Annotated in this window: 15 protein-coding genes and 1 pseudogene; 9 read left to right on the top strand and 7 right to left on the bottom strand. The window is 49.6% G+C overall.

Annotation, left to right across the window (positions count from 1 at the left end):
- Positions 1 to 274: 274 nt before the first annotated feature.
- The 7 genes from QEH52_RS17780 to QEH52_RS17750 form a co-directional block, all read right to left on the bottom strand.
- Positions 275 to 673 (bottom strand): translation initiation factor, encoded by a 399-nt coding sequence (locus QEH52_RS17780; RefSeq protein WP_308952302.1) that lies wholly within the window; start codon positions 671 to 673, stop codon positions 275 to 277.
- The gene (locus QEH52_RS17775; RefSeq protein ID WP_308952301.1) at positions 670 to 882 is read right to left on the bottom strand and encodes a hypothetical protein; all 213 of its coding nucleotides are present in this window, start codon (positions 880 to 882) and stop codon (positions 670 to 672) included. Before QEH52_RS17775 ends, QEH52_RS17780 begins: the two co-directional genes overlap by 4 nt.
- A 42-nt stretch (positions 883 to 924) precedes the next feature.
- Positions 925 to 1953: a hypothetical protein gene (locus QEH52_RS17770; RefSeq protein WP_308952300.1), complete on the bottom strand. Its 1029-nt coding sequence runs from the start codon at positions 1951 to 1953 to the stop codon at positions 925 to 927.
- A 42-nt stretch (positions 1954 to 1995) separates the two neighbouring features.
- Complete coding sequence (locus tag QEH52_RS17765; protein ID WP_308952299.1) at positions 1996 to 2925, bottom strand: ParA family protein; 930 nt, start codon at positions 2923 to 2925, stop codon at positions 1996 to 1998.
- Positions 2926 to 2981: 56 nt separating this feature from the next.
- Positions 2982 to 3707 (bottom strand): hypothetical protein, encoded by a 726-nt coding sequence (locus tag QEH52_RS17760; RefSeq protein ID WP_308952298.1) that lies wholly within the window; start codon positions 3705 to 3707, stop codon positions 2982 to 2984.
- A 73-nt stretch (positions 3708 to 3780) separates the two neighbouring features.
- Positions 3781 to 4731 (bottom strand): serine/threonine protein kinase, encoded by a 951-nt coding sequence (locus QEH52_RS17755; protein WP_308952297.1) that lies wholly within the window; start codon positions 4729 to 4731, stop codon positions 3781 to 3783.
- 62 nt (positions 4732 to 4793) lie between these two features.
- Positions 4794 to 6395 carry a hypothetical protein gene (locus QEH52_RS17750; RefSeq protein WP_308952296.1) on the bottom strand — a complete coding sequence of 534 codons (1602 nt, stop codon included), beginning with the start codon at positions 6393 to 6395 and terminating at the stop codon, positions 4794 to 4796.
- Between the two features lie 358 nt (positions 6396 to 6753).
- On the opposite strand from QEH52_RS17750, the gene QEH52_RS17745 reads away from it, so the two are divergent.
- The 9 genes and pseudogenes from QEH52_RS17745 to QEH52_RS17700 form a co-directional block, all read left to right on the top strand.
- Entirely contained in the window at positions 6754 to 7719 is a 966-nt protein-coding gene (locus QEH52_RS17745) for a uracil-DNA glycosylase (protein ID WP_308952295.1), read from the top strand.
- A 22-nt stretch (positions 7720 to 7741) separates the two neighbouring features.
- Positions 7742 to 8713, top strand: a complete 972-nt coding sequence (locus tag QEH52_RS17740; RefSeq protein ID WP_308952294.1) for an adenylate/guanylate cyclase domain-containing protein — start codon at positions 7742 to 7744, stop codon at positions 8711 to 8713.
- A gap of 65 nt (positions 8714 to 8778) precedes the next feature.
- A complete protein-coding gene (gene fucU / locus QEH52_RS17735; protein ID WP_308952293.1) occupies positions 8779 to 9213 on the top strand; it encodes an L-fucose mutarotase in 435 nt (144 codons plus the stop codon).
- 359 nt (positions 9214 to 9572) lie between these two features.
- Positions 9573 to 10964 (top strand): annotated as a pseudogene (locus QEH52_RS17730) (type I restriction-modification system subunit M).
- A gap of 108 nt (positions 10965 to 11072) precedes the next feature.
- Positions 11073 to 11753, top strand: coding sequence for a hypothetical protein (locus QEH52_RS17720; protein ID WP_308952288.1), 681 nt, complete (start codon positions 11073 to 11075; stop codon positions 11751 to 11753).
- A gap of 99 nt (positions 11754 to 11852) precedes the next feature.
- Positions 11853 to 13280 carry a restriction endonuclease subunit S gene (locus tag QEH52_RS17715; protein WP_308952286.1) on the top strand — a complete coding sequence of 476 codons (1428 nt, stop codon included), beginning with the start codon at positions 11853 to 11855 and terminating at the stop codon, positions 13278 to 13280.
- Positions 13277 to 15898 (top strand): AAA family ATPase, encoded by a 2622-nt coding sequence (locus QEH52_RS17710; protein ID WP_308952284.1) that lies wholly within the window; start codon positions 13277 to 13279, stop codon positions 15896 to 15898. The genes QEH52_RS17715 and QEH52_RS17710 overlap by 4 nt, the downstream gene beginning before the upstream one ends.
- 173 nt (positions 15899 to 16071) lie before the next feature.
- A complete protein-coding gene (locus QEH52_RS17705) occupies positions 16072 to 17565 on the top strand; it encodes an anti-phage dCTP deaminase (protein WP_308952283.1) in 1494 nt (497 codons plus the stop codon).
- Position 17566: 1 nt separating this feature from the next.
- A partial coding sequence (locus QEH52_RS17700; RefSeq protein ID WP_308952280.1) for a hypothetical protein occupies positions 17567 to 17797 on the top strand: 231 nt, incomplete at its 3' end.

The following is a 17797-nucleotide window of genomic DNA, read 5'->3' as shown; positions in this document are numbered from 1 at the left end:
AGGTTACAAAAGACATATCGGCATCGCCCGGTTTCGAGAACCGAGCTTGCAAAAGACATATCTATTAGGACCAAGCTTTTTTCGAATGGGTATAAGCTCGGTTCTCGGAGCCGGGGCGATGCCGATCGCCCTCCGACTGTATCCTGCATAGCCGAAGGCGACGCACGGAAACAAAGTTTCGAGGCTACGCAAAGGCCAAGCTTATAGATCATATATTCTTAGAAGTGGTATAATATGAGCGAACCGTCCCGCTCAAGATACCTTAGGGTAAGGTTCACCCCCCCGCGCGCACGGCTTGATAGCCGCGCGCATTGAGCTCAGCGCACACGCGATCGCAAACATCTCCTTGCAGTTCTACCACGCGACCTTTCAAGGTGCCTCCACAGGCACAGATCTTCTTTAAATCAAAGGTCATCGCATCCAAGGTACTAAGCGGAATATGAGATGGAAATTCTCTCAGCGTAGTGACAGTCTTGCCCCCACGCCCAGCTTTTTCACGGCGGACTTCAACCCGCCCTTTCGACTTCTGCTTGGCAGACTTCTTTTTAGCCAACAAAGCTTTAGGCTTTAATTCTCCCGCGGGCAGGCCACTGGAATCAAGTCCTCCAAAGGGATTGGCACCAAAGGAATCGCCCGCGTCGGTCGAGATTTTACTATTTTTACGTGCACTCATACTTTGTGTGGAATAGATGGATCCTCCAGCCAAGCAAGTGCCTTCACATAGCTGCGCTGAGACAAATAATGCTTCAACTTTATAGGTAGATCTACCGCCTCAGCGACTGCGTCTAAACGCGCCAAAACTAGAATCATAGTGTCCCCGGCATCCATGGCACGCTGTCCAGTAATACACTCTAAGTCAGATTTCAATTGCTCCGTATCCATAAAGACATACGCAATGCTATGCAGACAGAAGGGCAAGTGTGTTTACCCGACTTCTTCTTTGAGCATATCACTCAAATCCTTGAGTAAGGCTGTATCTTGTGTCGTGGTTAGATTCTTCAACTCCTCATCAATACCCGCATCTTTCGCAGGACGGAAGATTCCAAGTGTCAAGTGCAAGAGCCAATGCAACACACCTTCACTCTGAGGGTCATTCAGATACATGAGTTCACGACAGAGGTAAGCAGAATCGTGCAATCGCAGCAACAAGCGTGGTTGATGATTACAGAAATAATGTAGGCACTGAATCACCTCAGGCATCAGTCGACTTTCAACTACGCTGGGCATTTCCATACGCTTACTACTCAAGCGACTACGCTTACGGCGACGCTCGTGGTACTCTAGCACCGCATTCAACTCATGCTTCTTAATGCGATTTAAGATAAACGACAAAGCCTCTGGCAAGTGAAAGCCGCGATGCCCTAGACGATAAGGAAAATACTGCGTTAAGCCCTTCTCATCTCCATGAGCAAAGACGTTTTGCAAGTTCCGATAACTGCCACCGATCCACGCTTTGTCCGAGAGTCGGTCAATAAACTCCATGAGATCGACAAAGGTGATCACCTCTTCCGCAGCACACAGCTCTCGCAGATCAAAATCGAGGTTGGCTAAGGCGACAGGATAATCCTGATACAAACCGAACTCCTCGACAAAGCGCATACGCTGGTGGTAGGCCTGCTTATCAATTCCGTCAAATGAGCCCAACTCATTACATTCCTCTTCAAATAGGAACGTGGCCTCACAGATTTCTAACAATTGCGTAGCCGACTTCATGTCCAGCTTTTCAATCTCTATGAGTTCTTCAAAGCTTAGATAAATGTAGCGTGCGATAGTGTCGCCCTTCACAGAACCGGGACGGGACCATGCTTTAGTACCAGTATTCCTAGCGAGTGCGGATACACTTAAATCTTCAAAGGGTGAACCCTGGGCACGATAAGCGGCCTTATCCCAACGCGCAGCCAGCTTTTCAACTGGGCTGAGCGCATCCCCTTGCACTATTGGATCCTTCTTCATGAGTGGCATAGTAGGCATTCCACCCCGAAAGACTAGAACAAATTAAGTCGCACTGGCTAAATCCGCACCTCGGCTGGTTTGGGCCATCGCATTGACATCATGCGCAAGCATCTCCTCGGCGAGATCGTTATAGTCTTTGCCCACTCCTTCGGCCACTTCACGGCTCTCGACTAGACAGACTGGCAAGCCCAGCGTCACTGCACGACGCACAATGGTCGCATCACGCACACAGGCATCATAGATCTTTGCTTCGTTCGAAACCAAACGCTGCTTCTTAAATTGATTCAAGCGCAGCTGCATACGCATTTTCGGCACACCAATGTCTACATTGGCCTTAATTGAGTTAAAGATCACACCGGACACGCGCGCGAAATTACCCATTTCCGGCACTCGGAAACCAGCAGAACGACGATAGAAAAGAAGCAGCTTCTCAATCATCAAGGTAAAGCCAATCAGTGAAAGCGCATCTGGATTTGCGGGCACATATAACTCATCGGCACTAAAGATACCGAGCTGCGACGCATTGAGAATATTGGGCGGGCAATCGTAAAGAATGAAGTCGTAATCGTCTTCTACCTCCCGAATCTGCTCATTAAAGATCAGGTAATGCGGATTCTGAGGATCAATTTTGTATTCATTCTCAATATCGATCAAATTGAAAGTCGTTGGTAGCAGATCAAGACCTGGCAACTGCGCGTTCCCTTGGTTGTCCCTGACCACGTCTTTAACGATAATATCCTTAATACGATCATCGCCTGGATCAAAAATTGAAAAGATTGAGCCACGCTTCTCCATATTAATACGATTCCAGCGCTCGATACGTAGCAGCCAGATACTGGAGTTCGACTGTGTGTCGAGATCGCAAAGTAAGACACGCTTACCGCGCTGCGCGAGGCATGAGGCAACATTGACGATGAGCGAAGTCTTACCAACGCCACCTTTGTAATTAATAAATGCGAGCTTACGTGCCATAATTGAAATTTTCCAGTGTGTATAAAAATCGTGATGAGCGCCTGATCAGGGCTCCCTTAAAACTTAGAATCGAATTCATCCATAGTAGGCAACTCCTCGGAGAAGCCCACAGCAAAATCGCCAAACTCTTGATCACCGTCAGTGCCTGTGCGAAGTGCAGGCTCTTTTTGACTTGATAAGATTTTCTCAGAGATCGCGTTGTCGATATAAACCTCGGCCCAATAGCCGTTCTCGACCTCATAATCATCCGGCACATAACCATACTTATCAAGAATCTCTAGTATCAGCGAAGAATCCGGAGTGGCCGAGAAACCGCTCAGCATACCGCGCTCCTCGTGCGCATTGATCGCTTCGTCCACGATAAATGGCGGCACAATACCGTCGTAAGAAGGGTGAATATTGTGCTGTGAGGCCCACTGAATCCAACGATCGCGATCCACCGAGCGCTCCGTCTTTGAAAGCGCTTCATAATAATAAACTTTGCGACGCGTAAGGCGGCGGACCAGTGCGCAAGCCTTGACATCCCCATGCTCAATTTCGAGCCAATCGCCACGTCGTGGCTCTTCGATAGGATTGCGTGTTTGGGAGATATCCTCGGGCGCTTCAAGAAAGTCTTTACCGCCTGCGAAACAATATTTCACATCGGTTTCACCGTGACGCATGACATCCAACTTGCCCTTTTTAATGAGCTCTTCTTGAAACTTCTCCGCATCGCTGCGAGACGATGCCCACATATATTGAGTGATCGTGGTGGTTACTTTAAATTTACGCTGAATAGACATGGCTTATTGGGAGTTATTGATAAATAAATAGTGTTAAGAATGAAGTATAAATTAGCTACAAATCAGCTACAAATCAGCTAGCCGCCTGTTCAGAAGCGGCCGAATCATCGGCCTCATCGCCTGAATCAAGTCCTGGTATAGCATGCAGCATATCAGACGCAGATTGGAAACGATCCTCAGTATCATAAGCAAGTGCCTGCTTCATCCAAGCATCCCAGCGTGGGTTGATGCCATTGACAGCTTGCGTGGGCAGATCTAGCGATAAGCTATAACGCCCAGTCAACATGCGATACGTAATCAAACCGACGGTGTATAAATTACTCGCAATATCAGGCTGCTTCCCAGCGCGCTGCTCAGGGCTGTAGTATTCAAATGAATTCAGTAAGGAAGGCAAAGCACGGCTAAAACCTGGCAATGGATCGAAAGGCGTCGGATCCAAGCGAACGTCATTACGAAGCAGATGAAAATCATCCCAAGCATGGCCGATCAAATCGGTCACTCCTAGCTCAGAAATCTTCACCCCTTCATCCGTAATCAACACATTTGCTGGTTTCAAATCTGCGTGTACAATGCCTTCATCATGCGCATGATCCAAGCCTAGCAAAAGGTAATACAAGTAATAGTTGACCTCCTCCTCACTGAGTGGGCCCTTATTGTTGCGCATCAAATCTTCCAAGGTTCGTATAGTCACCTTTTGCGCAGTGACCTCACCTTCGATATACTCCATCCGCAACCAGTAAAACATGTCTTCCTCACCGAGATCATCGATGCGTAAAATATTTGGGTGATCAAGCCTCGTCTGAATCCGTGCCGCCTGCTTAAACACCGTAGCGCCATCTTCTCCATTAAAGCCCTTAGGAATCACTTTTACAGCAAATTGCTTGCCAAGCATTTCATGTTGAGCGAGATAGACCTCTCCAATGGCACCTTTACCAATAAATTTAGCAATCTGCAAGTTTCCCAAGCTCATGCCTGGTTGAAGCGAGCTTAGCTCGTCAGTAAATCCCATTCCTGAAATATCCATAATCATTGGGGCAAAATATTAAGTTAAGGTAATAGAGTTGAGTTTGGTAAGTAAAGTATTACTTAAAAACGTTTTTTAGGTTTCGCTGGTGCTTTAAGTCGCGAAGGTGCATTTGGCGCTTTAGGTGCCTTAGCTGCGGAGCTCGTGCCTGGCTTCTTGGGAGGCTTAATGCCAGGATGTCCCGGCTTACGAGGCGGCAGAGGTCGCGATGAAGCAGGTTTAGCGACTGACGAAGGCTTATCAAAATTTAACGGCGCCTCTTCTTCATCAACTTCTCCATTCAAAAATTGAATAATCGGATCATCGGGATTTCCGGTCTTCAGCTTCTCCGGGCGCGCTGCTGGAACCGACGCAGGCACCTCCTGCATAGGTTCAGGATCAGCCGCCGCAGCTGCTGCCACCGCTTCGCGGGACTCAGCAACTTCGACTGCCTCAGGCGCGGCATCAGCAGTAACAGCAGCAGCAGCAACACTTGCTGCAGCTTGCCCAGACTCCTGCGCAGGTATGAACTCATCTGCTGAAGCCATTAACGACAAGCTCACCACTAAGACAAAGTCAAAAGTAATGAAGTTAATTAAAAAAAGTGTCAGGGCATCACTCAGGCCACAAACATTTGCAAATGCCAACACAGGCAACAAGGCAGGCAAGAGCAACAAACCGTAAATCAGAATTTTATCAGAGGTCTCATTTAGCTCCTGATGACGCGCCTTCGCGCGCCCAAAAGCAGTCAACGAACGTGCAATCGGAACAATCATCAAAAAGCCAGCTAAAATAGAAGCGAGCAAAGCAGCGTTGGTCTTAATTCCCGAACTCACCCCACAAGCAGTCAGGAAAAAGATCAGCCCATAAACCGCGGCATCCACCATGCCGGCTTTCATGTTTGGCTTATCGCCCCGCGCCAATAAGTGACGCGTAATAATACCTACAGCGGGCCCCACCAGAATCCAAACCCCCATCGTCAGAAAAAGTGGCGCAGTGCTCACCGAATCGTTTAAATGAGCCGCATATAAATAAGTAGCGAAGAAGCCATGCAACATGATCAGCACCCCCGCAATAGCCATCGCCTTTGCGCTGACCACAAAGCGCTCCTCAGCCAGCTTCATTGCCTTTTTGTACAAAATGACCGCAACTGCACCAGCAAGCAGAAAATTCAAAACGAAAGAGGCATAGGTCACCATCTGAAATCCAGTAACCGAAGCGGGTTCCGGACTTGGCTCCAGCTCTACGGGCTTGAGCAAAGCTGAGCTAGCAGGCTTAGTTGATGCAGTTGATGTAGTCGATGCTGCAGTTGCAGTTGATGTAGTCGATGAAGATGAAGCAACTGGTTTAGCAAGCTCAACTTCTTTCGCCGGTGTCCGAACCGGAACTGGCGGCGCCTCACGTGTTTGAGAGAGTAATGAAACCTTACCCGTCGCCTTGATGGGTTCAATCTTCATCAGAGCAGGCGCAGCCGTGACGGCTTCATTTTCAGCAGCATCATTACCTGAAGAGCTATAGGACTGGCTATAGGACTGAGATGGATCCTCGACCTTCATCTTTGCCTCAGTCGTGCTTTCAACATTCGATAGAACAGGCATCGGGGCTAGGAGCGATTGGCGACCATCATTCGACTCCGTGGTTTTAACCGGTGGAATAGAACTCAGTAATGTTGCTTTCTCAGACATAATTATTGCGCGGGAACTGCTGAAAGTATTAGGGGGGAATAATAGAGTATGGCCCGTTCCGCAAGGCCTCGTAAAGTCACAATATCGTCAATATAAATTTTTTACACTTTCTTGAATGACATTTCCAATCAAAAACGCCCCCATTTAAACAAAAACTACGCGTCACAAAACGAAGAACTCAGTAAAACACCCCACAACTACGTCCTTCAGCCAACAAACAAAAGTAATTTCCAGAAATATTATACGCATAAAAACCACCTGCATCAACGCCAGCTCATTAAAATCGATCAAAGCCCCACCCCTCAACGACGAAAATGACGACTAATTTAGCATCCAGTTCGAAAAGTAACTCGACGCGATGCAGCACATCTACAACCTTCATCCCATGTCCTCAGGTCTGGAAGCAATTGCAATCGAGTTAAGACGTTTACAACGTGATGGTGTCAATCGGGTCTTCATTGAAGATGACACCATGCGTCTAATCACGTCTCGTGCGGCTGAATCATCCAGAAGCAGTGCCACGTCCTCAAGGCAGGAGCGAAACGAGCGCAATTCAGCCCCCGCACAGCACGGCGATCTAAAGGCATTACTCAATGACAATCCGACTCAAGCAAGCTCAAGCGGCACGACGAAAGCTGCTGAATCCAGCAAGGCTCCACCACTACCGGAACCACCACAAATAAAAATACCTTATGGCGACGCCACCACTCAATTGGCATGGCTACGCGAGCAGGTAAACACTTGCGAAGTATGTCAGCAGCATCTCAGCAAAGAGGGAAAATTAGTCTTCGGAGCGGGCTCGCATGAAGCCGACATCTTGTTCTGCGGCGAAGCGCCCGGCACGGAAGAAGAGCTTACCGGAGAACCCGCGGCGGGCAAGGCCGGCCAACTATTGGTTAAGATCATTAGCGCCATGGGACTCTCGCGCGAAGAGGTCTATATCACAAATATTTTGAAGTGGCGCCCGGAGCACGACAAACCCTACGGCAACCGCCCGCCCACAATTGAAGAGATGCAGTTTTCCCTCCCCTACTTGAAGGCTCAGATCGAAATCATTAAGCCAAAGGTCATCGTAGCCCTAGGCAACGCCGCGGTCAACGGCCTACTAGGGCCCGATCCTGAGCGCAAACTCGGCTCCGTGCGCGGCACCTGGGCCAGCTTCGAAGACATACCGGTCATGATCACTTTTCACCCCTCCTATTTATTGCGAAACGGCACATTAAAAACCAAGCGCATGGTCTGGGAAGATATGCTCAAGGTCATGGATGTCTGCGAGCTCGCTATCAGTGAAAAGCAACGCGGATTCTTCCTCCCCAAAGCATAGCCACGCGCGTGCACCCCCAACCATGGCACAGACTAAGATACAACGACACTACCCAATCACGGGGCTCGGTTTTCGAGATTTTTGGGACATTTGCAGCCGCTTCCAGACAGTCCACTCCGAGTATAAATACGTCCACTTCACCATCGATGGCTTCGATTCCTTCATCGTGCTCGAAGAGCCAGAAATCTCGAAAGTACTCAACAAGCTAAAGGGCAAAGAAGAGCGCGTCCGCAAATACTCCGCACGCTTCTACACCAGTCGAACTCAGCACAGCGAAGACTACGCAGTATCTGAACTACAATACCGTCCGACATCTTACGACCGCTACCAAGAAGGCTTAAGCTTCTATAGCGATTCCGTAACTAAATCGAACTACTATCAGTTCGAAGAAGAAATCTATACCAACTACCCCTTCATCGAAGATACCGAGCCCGAAGTCGAATTCGGCAAGCCCTGCGAGGTGCTGGCGCTGGTGATCGACATCCGCGGCTTCAGTATCTTCTGTGAGAAGCCCGAAATTGAGTCGCCCTATATTTGCGGGCTCATGTCTGCCTTCTACCACATGGTCAACCGCGCCCTGCAACGCTTTCCACCGGAGATGACCAAGTTCTTAGGCGATGGCGTGCTCGCGATTTGGGAAACCAGCCCCACGGACCGAGAAATCGCAGTGCGTGAAGCACTCAATGCCGCACTCAACCTACGCCACAGCTGGTCAATGGTTAAAGATAGCCCCCATTTCACACACGGTGCCCCACAAGATATCGGAGCCGGCATTTGCTTTGGCCTAGCCAGCCACCTGGAAATTGGCAACGACTACATCGGCCGTCCCATCAACATCGCCAGTCGTCTCTGTGGCGCTTGCCCAGGCGATCGCGTCTACGTCGACCGGGCGGTGCCGAACCTGCCCATCGAAATACGCAAGCAGGAATACGTAACCCACATCAAACCTTACGGACGTCACAACATCTGGTCCTACTCCACAAAAACAAAATAGCGCCCTATTTGAGTGACGCGCGCAGCCAATTTTTGTAATATCATTTTTTCTCAAAAAACACGATTATGCTAAACGGAATCTCTCCTCTCGTTAGTCCCGAACTCTTGAACGCTCTTTATCGCATGGGCCACGGCGACGAAATTTTACTCGCAGACGCCCACTTCCCAGGCGACAGCTTTGGACAGCGCGTAATTCGCGCCGATGGCTTGGGCATCCCCCAACTATTAGAAGCCATCCTGCCGCTCCTGCCGCTCGACCCGTATGTCGATGCCCCCCTCGCCATGATGGCCGCCGTCCCCGGAGACTCACTAGATCCCACCGTCGAGGAAGCCTATCGCAAAGCCATCGGCAAAGCCGGCGTCGACCTCAACGTAAACATCGAACGCGTCGAACGCTTCGCCTTTTACGACCGCGCAAAAACAAACTACGCCGTCGTCATGACAGGCGAAATGGCCAAATACGGCAACCTGATCCTAAAAAAGGGCCTAGCCAATATCTAGACCCAGCTCGTTCACCCTAGAAGTCAGAGGACAGAGGATTACGGTTCGAACGTACGAATCAAGAATTCTGGCAACAAGCAAGTTAGCCAGCATAGCAACTACTCAGTGCCATGGAAGTTGGTTGTACCCTCCGCGACCGCTGCTTACTTGAGAGGCCCCAATACAAGGCCGCACTCGCACTGGTCAAATAATCCCCAAGCATCCCCACAATGAAAGCAAGCTCGACCAATTGGAGGGCGAAGCTTCAACGTGTTTACTCATAAAATTTACATACATTCATAAAAATCACGAAAAAACTGTTCTAACCAGAATAAGAACATTACTTTGCAACGTCTGCTCCCTAAATCTGAAAAGAAAACATGCCTAAGAAAAAATCTGCACCAAAGAAACCTGCAAAATCCTTTGAAGAGTCCCTTTGGGAAACGGCTACTAAGCTGCGGGGCTCGGTGGAGTCTTCTGAATATAAGCATGTCGTGCTTTCGTTGATCTTCCTCAAGTTTGTCTCCGACAAGTTCGAAGAGCGCCACGCTCAGCTGATCGCGGAGGGACAGGAGGCCTACGTCGATATGGTGGAGTTCTACACCATGCAGAATGTCTTCTACCTGCCGGAGACCTCCCGCTGGTCCCATATCCAGCAGCATGCCAAGCAAGGCGATATCGCGGTCAAGATCGACTCCGCCCTCACTGCGGTGGAAAAGAGCAATGCCTCGCTCAAGGGTGCCCTCCCCGACAACTACTTTTCACGCCTCGGGCTGGATGGCAGCAAGCTCGCCGCCCTGATCGATGCGATCAACAACATCGACACCGTCGCGGACAAGGAGGAGGACACCGTCGGTCGGGTCTATGAATACTTCCTCGGCAAGTTCGCCGCCTCCGAAGGCAAGCTCGGGGGCGAGTTCTACACCCCGAAGTGCATCGTCTACCTGATCGCCGAAATGATCGAGCCCTACAAGGGCAAGATCTACGACCCCTGCTGCGGCTCGGGCGGTATGTTCGTGCAGTCGCTCAAATTTGTGGAGAGTCACCACGGCAACACCAAGGACATCTCGGTTTACGGGCAGGAATTCACCGCCACCACCTACAAGCTGGCCAAGATGAATCTCGCGGTGCGCGGCCTCTCGGCCAACCTCGGCGAGGTCCCCGCCGACACCTTCTTCAAGGATCAACACCCCGACCTCAAGGCCGACTACATCATGGCCAACCCGCCCTTCAACTTGAAGGACTGGCGGGCCGCCGACGAACTCGTCCACGACGGACGCTGGAGCGGCGCTACGACACCCCGCCCACCGGCAATGCCAACTACGCCTGGATTCTCCACATGGTCTCCAAGCTCTCCGAGCACGGCGTCGCCGGCTTCGTCCTGGCCAACGGCTCGATGAGCACCAACACCAAAGGCGAAGGCGAAATCCGCCAAAAGCTAGTCGAGAACGACCTAGTGGACTGCATGATCGCCCTCCCCGGCCAACTCTTCTACACCACCCAGATCCCCGTCTGCCTCTGGTTCTTGAGTAAGGATAAGAGTGGGGGTAAAAACGCAGCAGGAGCTACGTTCTCCGACCGCAAAGGCAAGACCCTCTTCATCGATGCCCGCAAGGTCGGCAGCATGATCAGCCGCTCTCGAAGACGATGGCATCCCCTTCGAAATCAAGATGACCGAAATGAGCCAGGCACTTTACGCCCAAATGGAAGAATCCTCGAAGCTGGACGCAATCATCCGCGACAACCTGAAAGGACTCGGATATGGCCAATAAAATTCGGGCAAAAAGAAACCCCGGCTCCTATTAATCGCGAAGGACTAAGGAAGAAGTGCCCGGGGTCTACGTTGCATAATAGATATAATTTATCCCTTTAGATCAAGCATGGATCGAACATTTTTCAGGCAAGTAGAAACCCACCTAAATCCGGAACGCCTCGGCGCATACCGGCAGGATGGCGTTGACGACGCAAGCACCCTTGCTCGCTACTTACTGAACATGGCGCTTTGTGAATCCCTCTACTCGCCGTTACAATTCGCCGAGATTGCAATGCGCAACGCAATGCACGCATCGCTCAGTGCACGCGCAGGCACCGACACTTGGTATAACACACTCCCGTTACCACATTGGCAGAGCAAGCAGGTAACCGATGCGAAAGATCACCTCACCCGTGCGGGCAAATCACTTTCATCCGGTCGCGTTGTCGCTGAACTCACCTTCGGCTTTTGGGTCGGCTTCTTCACCAAACCGCATATGACATCCGGAGTCGCCTATCACATCGCCAAAACCGCATTTGCGAACGCACCGAAAAGCGCACGCGATGTCGAGGCCCTAAGACCTAAATGGCAAAAAGTCCGCGACCTCCGGAATCGCGTTTTTCATCACGAACGCGTGCTGCATTGGCAAGACCTCGACACCCAGCACGACAAGATGCTTCAACTCATCGGCTGGATGAACCCAGAGCTAGAACAACTCGCCCGTATGCTCGACCGCTTTTCACAAGTCCGCCAAGAAGGCCTCACTCCTTGGCTGAACAAACTCCGCAACAACTGGCCCGCAAACTAGGATGCACTTTTCAAACTTAATCATTCACAATTCACAATTCGCCTGTCTGCGTGCTACGCACAGGCAGGCCATCGGCGCACGCACCGGAGTGCTTGGGGTATGGTAGCTGAGCAAGAGTATGTAGGGCCGCCGTTAGTCGGTGTCGATAGCTCTTGGAAGATTCAGTCCCTTGAATCGATCTGCGATGGAGTTTTCGATTGTCCGCACTCCACACCCATGCTCGTGGACGAGGGAATCTTCATGGTTAGGACTCAGGATATCCGGAAAGGGTATTTTGATACTTCGAATGCTGTGTTCGTCTCACAGGAAACCTACAAGGAGAGAATCAAGCGCGCCGAACCGTCCCCCGGAGACATCTTGTTTAGTCGTGAGGGCACCTACTTTGGTGACGCCGCAGAAATCCCGGAGAGAACGAAAGTGTGCCTTGGTCAACGAATGGTTCTGATCAGACCCAAGTCCGAGATCATCAATCCAAGCTTTCTGCGAAATTGGATAAACTCTCCCACCTTTCAAAACTACCTTCTAGCATTCCGTGATGGCACCGTGACTGAGCGACTGAACATGTCGACTGTCCGAACTCTGCCAATCCCACTCCCACCCCTCCCCGAGCAAAAAGCGATCGCTCACATTTTGGGCAGCTTGGATGACAAAATTGAGGTAAACCGGAAGATGAATGCGACGCTCGAAGCGATGGCGCAGGCCCTCTTCAAAAGTTGGTTTGTCGACTTCGACCCGGTGATCGACAATGCACTCACTGCCGGGAATCCGATACCGCCTGAATTTCAGGCGAGGGCTGAGTTAAGAAGGCTGAATGCTGAAAAACTAGAATCCGCAACTCATCATTCATCACTCGCGACTCAGAATTCGCGCACCGCGCACCTCTTCCCCGATTCGTTTCAAGAGACCGAGGAATTGGGCTGGATTCCGCAGGGCTGGGAGACTGGAAAAATCACTGAACTTGCCGACTTAAACTCTGAGTCATGGAGCAACAAGACGCATCCTGACCACGTAAACTACGTCGATCTCGCCAACACCAAGAATGGACGAATCAACGAAGTGTTCCCATACGACTACTCAGAAGCCCCGAGTCGTGCGAGAAGAGTATTAAAGGTCGACGACACCATCATCGGAACGGTTCGTCCCGGGAATCGATCATTTGCATACATCCAAGAAGACGGTCTGACCGGAAGCACAGGCTTTGCGGTGTTACGCCCTAAACAGGAAGCATGCCGCTCCTATGTTTACCTGTGCCTGACCCAAGACGACGTCATCGATCATTTTGCACACCTTGCAGATGGAGGTGCTTACTCAGCCATCAGGCCCGAGGTCGTTGGAAACTTAGAGACCGTAACTTTCCCTCAAGAGCTCATGGAACTCTTTGACCAGAAAGCTTACCCGCTCATTGAGAAGATAGGTCAGCATCAAAGAGCAACGGACATACTCACCAACCTCCGCGATACCCTCCTCCCAAAACTCATTTCGGGAGACCTCCGAATCCCGAATAAAGAGCACGTGAGCAGCATATGATCCAATCTGAATACATTCGTTTTTTGCAGACTCTCATCGGCGATGAGACGCCCTCTGAAGTGCGCAAGGTCGCGAACCTTGTTCTAGCTCACCTAGAGACACTTATCCCGTTATCCACTTCTCAGGGGCAGCGCATTAAAAAATTGGTGGAGCTTGCTCAGGCAAATTGGACGACAACTAGCGCAGGTATCGAGCCTGCACCTGAACAGACCACATCGCAAACCTGCCCATTTACCCAGCTAAAAAGCATTTCTGTTGGTCCATTTCGTGGATTTGCCAAACAAGAGGATTTCGATTTATCCAACGAGCTTGTTCTGATCTACGGGCCGAACGGAACGGGTAAATCGAGTTTCTGTGAAGCGTTGGAGTTTGGACTATTGGGAAGTGTCGCAGAGGCAGAAAGCAAACGACTCCGTCAACAAGACTACCTGAAGAACGCCCATACCAATTCGTTCTCCCCGCCTGCACTGATCGGGCTCGATGCTGAAGGGAGTGACGTCGCGATATCGGCGGACGAAGCTCTCTATCGTTTCTGTTTCGTCGAGAAGAACAGAATCGACAATTTTTCTCGCATTGCAGCCCAGGCTCCCGCGAAACAAACTGAATTGATTTCAACCCTGTTCGGCCTCGATGCGTTTACTAATTTCGTCGGCAACTTTACGAGCGAGATGGATGACCGCTATATCGATCGTGAAGGAGTCAAGGCCAAGGAATTGGCACAAAAGAAAGTGGTTCTCGCCGGCCACGAACTTCAACTCAAGACGACAAATCCTGAAGAAGTAAAAAGTATCGAAACGGCTGAGACAGTTCTCGCTGAGGCTTATCGCGAAGGATGCAGTTTCGACACAATGGTTGCGGAGTTGAAGGGCGCTGATGAAAAGCCTGGGCGCATTAAACAGCTTGAAACTGAGCTGCAAAAACAACTACCGCCAAAACGCAACCTGACCGCCACCAACCTCGATGCTTTGAAGCAGTCCATCGAGAACGACGTTTCGGAAATTGAGCGCAAACAAGCTGAGTTAGAAAAACTCAGCCAGCAGGTTTCTTTTAAGCAGCTATACGAGGCTGTCGAAAAGCTACAAGAAAGCAGTCCCGAGCAATGCCCGGCCTGCCAGACTCCGCTTTCACAAGTTGCGGAGAACCCCTTTTCGCACGCTGGCGCTGAGCTGAAGAAACTTGAACACCTGGGGCTGCTACAGGAGGCAGTGAAAACGTTACAGGATAGTTTCTCGACGTCATTGACTCAGCTATCTGGGGTAATCAACACCTGCTGTTCAGTGAATAACGAGAACAACCCTCTCTCAGAAATTCAACCAACTGAGGGAGGAGCAGCTGACATCAATTGGTGGAAGTCGTTGCTTCAAACATCCGGCAATGACTCGTCTTCATTCGAGCACCTTGAGAGTCAGGTGAGAGCAATTGAAGAAGCCGACAAGGAGATCGACAAGGCAACAGCTGAGAGAGCGCAGAAACAGACCGAACTCGATCAATTGCGCGCGTATTTCAAGCAGATCGTTGAGCTCAATACACGCACGAAAACTGCGTCCGAGACGAGAAGGAAAGCTGAAGGAGCATTAGCCACATTTGCCGAGGAGAATGCTGATTTAATAAAGGAGGTCGAAGCGGAGAAGGCGGTCGTCGCACAAAACAATGTCATCGCTAGTGCCTACGATTCTTTTGTTCAAAAGTTGAATGACTATAAGGACGGACTACCTGCTCAATTGGTCGCGGACCTTGGCGAAAAAGTTGTAGAGATTTACAATGCCTTCAACCGGAATGACGCCGAGATCGAAAAACTTGCGAGTATCCGACTACCACTTAGCCGGAATCAACGCCTTGAGATCTCGCTGAGAAAGGACCCTGAAGAGTTCTTTGATGCGTTACACATCTTGAGTGAGGGGCATATCCGTTGCATTGGGTTGGCTATCTTGTGCGCTAAAAACCTCAAGGAGGATTGCCCTCTCCTAATCTTCGACGATCCAGTTAATGCCATCGATGAGGACCATCGAGAGTCCATAAGGAGAACGCTGTTTGAAAACATCGATTTTGGGGGCAAGCAAATAGTTATCGCGTGCCATGGAGAAGAGTTCTTCAAAGATATTCAAAATCTCTTGCCCGCTGAACAAGCGCGCCAGGCGAAGACAGTTTCCTTCTTGCCTCAGAATGGAGCGTTTCATGTCTCCGTAGATTTAAATTGTGCCCCTCGCAACTACATTGTTTCGGCTCGATCTCACTTCGAAAGAAATGAGGTTCGAGACGCGCTAGACAAATCCAGAAAGGCTCTTGAGGCGCTAACGAAAAATAAGGTTTGGCGATATGTTAATCGATACGGCGACGGCAACCTGAGCATAAAAATGCGGTCGTCGACTTCTCCGATTGAGCTACGAAATCTCACTGAGCAATTGAAATGCAAGATCGCGAATGCCACCTTTGCAGATCAGAATAAGAGTTCCATTCTGACACCGCTTGAATCCCTTCTTGGAATAAACGGAGATTCGAGAGAATGGAGATACCTGAATAAGGGCACCCACGAAGAGGAGGACCGAGCCGAATTCGCTCGTGAAACAGTGAACGAAATTATCGCCTATTTAGAGAGCATCGATAGCGCCCTTGCATAATAACCTTAATGAAATTCACCAAAGCCCAACTCGAAACAGCGATCATTGAACCCCTCGGAGCCGAAGGCACCCCGCACGTGTTGGGCTAAAGTGATTGAGCTGCAACAATATCAGAAGCACCTGCAGCCTTCTTAATTGAAACACATAAAGCGAAGTAGCCCCCAAAGAACATTATGAAATACAGTCAAAATTCACACGAAGACTCTGAAATTGTAATTGGGATCATTGGACCAATTGGCTGTAATCGATCCTTAGTAAAATCGAATATACATGCTCTAGCAAAACACTATAATTACTTCGTAGTGGACATCAGTATTAGCTCACTAATAACAGAATACCTAGGGGAGCCTCCGAGCAGTAAAGGTGAATATGAAAGAGTTACGGGGTTCATGGATGCCGGGAATCAGATCCGCAAAAAAACAACAGATAATGCATTTCTAGCAAAACGAGCAGCGGCTAGAATTCGCCAAGAGCGTGAAAAATTAACGTCTAAGCGCATCATCTACTTAATCGATTCAATCAAACATCCCGACGAAGTTGATGAATTAAAGAATATTTACGGAAGAGGGTTTTACTTATTTGCAATTCATTCATCTGAAGTATCCCGCGATTATTACTTAGAAACTTACTGCAATATCGCTGATTCAACACTACGTAGGAATCTAATTGAAAGAGATCGTGATGATGAACTGGGACACGGACAAAATACGAGTAAGGCATTTCATCTCGCTGATTTTTTCCTGACGGAAAACGGCAACAATAAAAAGGTATGCAACTCGATACAGCGCTTTTTAAAGATTATATTTGGGGACCCATACCAGACTCCTACATTTCATGAATATGCGATGTTCATGGCATACTCCTCTTCAATCAGGAGTTCCGACATGTCAAGGCAGGTGGGCGCAGTCATAGCAAAAGGAACCGATGTCGTATCAACAGGAGCCAATGAATGCCCCAAGCCCGGAGGCGGTTCATATTGGCCACTTTTTAACTCAGATGAGAACCTCATATATGACGTCGCGAAAGGCCGAGACTACATGCGGGGACACGACTTTAATGCAAAAGAGAAATCAGATATCATTTCGATCCTCAAAGAAGGTATAACTAATAAGCAGGTGCTTGAGGCTTTAACCAAAAACATTAAGAAATCGGGAATTGAGGATATCACTGAGTTCGGTCGAGTCGTTCATGCTGAGATGGACGCAATATTGGGATGCGCCAGACGTGGTTTAAGTTGCGACGGAGCAGCCTTGTTTTGCACGACGTTCCCCTGCCACAACTGCGCAAAGCACATTATTTCAAGTGGCATAAAAAAAGTGATCTATATTGAACCGTATCCTAAGAGTAAAGCGCTTGAAATGCACGATGACGCCATTTCGACGTCGGAGTCCGACCCTAATGTTAATGAACGAGTTCTGTTCCTCCCGTTTGTCGGAGTTGGACCTCGTCAATTCGTAAACTTCTTTTCGCTGAGCTTAAGTATTGGTGAAAAACTAAAGAGGAAAGGTCCTGATGGAATATCTAAAGCGAAATGGGAAACCACTAACGCATATCCTCGTGTAAAAATGTTTGAAACCAGTTACATGAAGAATGAGGAGGAAGTTGCGGCAGAAACTGATGCGAAGATGCCTAAAGCTAAAGCCTCCAAGTCTAAGAAATCTAAGTAGAATGAAACTCACCGCAACCGAAGGCATCCGCACGTCCCAAAGGGCGAATGATGAAGTATCAATTATGAGTGATGACGAAGCGTATGCGAAGATGGCGAAGCAATTAAATACCGACAAACCTCCGAACGGGGTCATGTCGGAATGGCACGGACTTAAGCGGTTCGGGCGGTCAGAACGTAGGGGCGCGACTTGTCACGCCCGCATCAGCCCAGTCGCTCGGAGGCTAGATTCC

The organism is Thalassobacterium maritimum, from assembly GCF_031127805.1.
GTDB classification, from domain to species: Bacteria; Verrucomicrobiota; Verrucomicrobiia; order Opitutales; family Coraliomargaritaceae; genus Thalassobacterium; species Thalassobacterium maritimum.
This window is presented reverse-complemented; position numbering and strand designations above follow the sequence as displayed.

Coding starts and splice junctions, on each gene's coding strand:
- QEH52_RS17780 (WP_308952302.1), bottom strand. CDS start 673: ATGAGTGCACGTAAAAATAGTAAAATCTCGACCGACGCGGGCGATTCC.
- QEH52_RS17775 (WP_308952301.1), bottom strand. CDS start 882: ATGGATACGGAGCAATTGAAATCTGACTTAGAGTGTATTACTGGACAG.
- QEH52_RS17770 (WP_308952300.1), bottom strand. CDS start 1,953: ATGAAGAAGGATCCAATAGTGCAAGGGGATGCGCTCAGCCCAGTTGAA.
- QEH52_RS17765 (WP_308952299.1), bottom strand. CDS start 2,925: ATGGCACGTAAGCTCGCATTTATTAATTACAAAGGTGGCGTTGGTAAG.
- QEH52_RS17760 (WP_308952298.1), bottom strand. CDS start 3,707: ATGTCTATTCAGCGTAAATTTAAAGTAACCACCACGATCACTCAATAT.
- QEH52_RS17755 (WP_308952297.1), bottom strand. CDS start 4,731: ATGGATATTTCAGGAATGGGATTTACTGACGAGCTAAGCTCGCTTCAA.
- QEH52_RS17750 (WP_308952296.1), bottom strand. CDS start 6,395: ATGTCTGAGAAAGCAACATTACTGAGTTCTATTCCACCGGTTAAAACC.
- QEH52_RS17745 (WP_308952295.1), top strand. CDS start 6,754: ATGCAGCACATCTACAACCTTCATCCCATGTCCTCAGGTCTGGAAGCA.
- QEH52_RS17740 (WP_308952294.1), top strand. CDS start 7,742: ATGGCACAGACTAAGATACAACGACACTACCCAATCACGGGGCTCGGT.
- fucU (WP_308952293.1), top strand. CDS start 8,779: ATGCTAAACGGAATCTCTCCTCTCGTTAGTCCCGAACTCTTGAACGCT.
- QEH52_RS17720 (WP_308952288.1), top strand. CDS start 11,073: ATGGATCGAACATTTTTCAGGCAAGTAGAAACCCACCTAAATCCGGAA.
- QEH52_RS17715 (WP_308952286.1), top strand. CDS start 11,853: ATGGTAGCTGAGCAAGAGTATGTAGGGCCGCCGTTAGTCGGTGTCGAT.
- QEH52_RS17710 (WP_308952284.1), top strand. CDS start 13,277: ATGATCCAATCTGAATACATTCGTTTTTTGCAGACTCTCATCGGCGAT.
- QEH52_RS17705 (WP_308952283.1), top strand. CDS start 16,072: ATGAAATACAGTCAAAATTCACACGAAGACTCTGAAATTGTAATTGGG.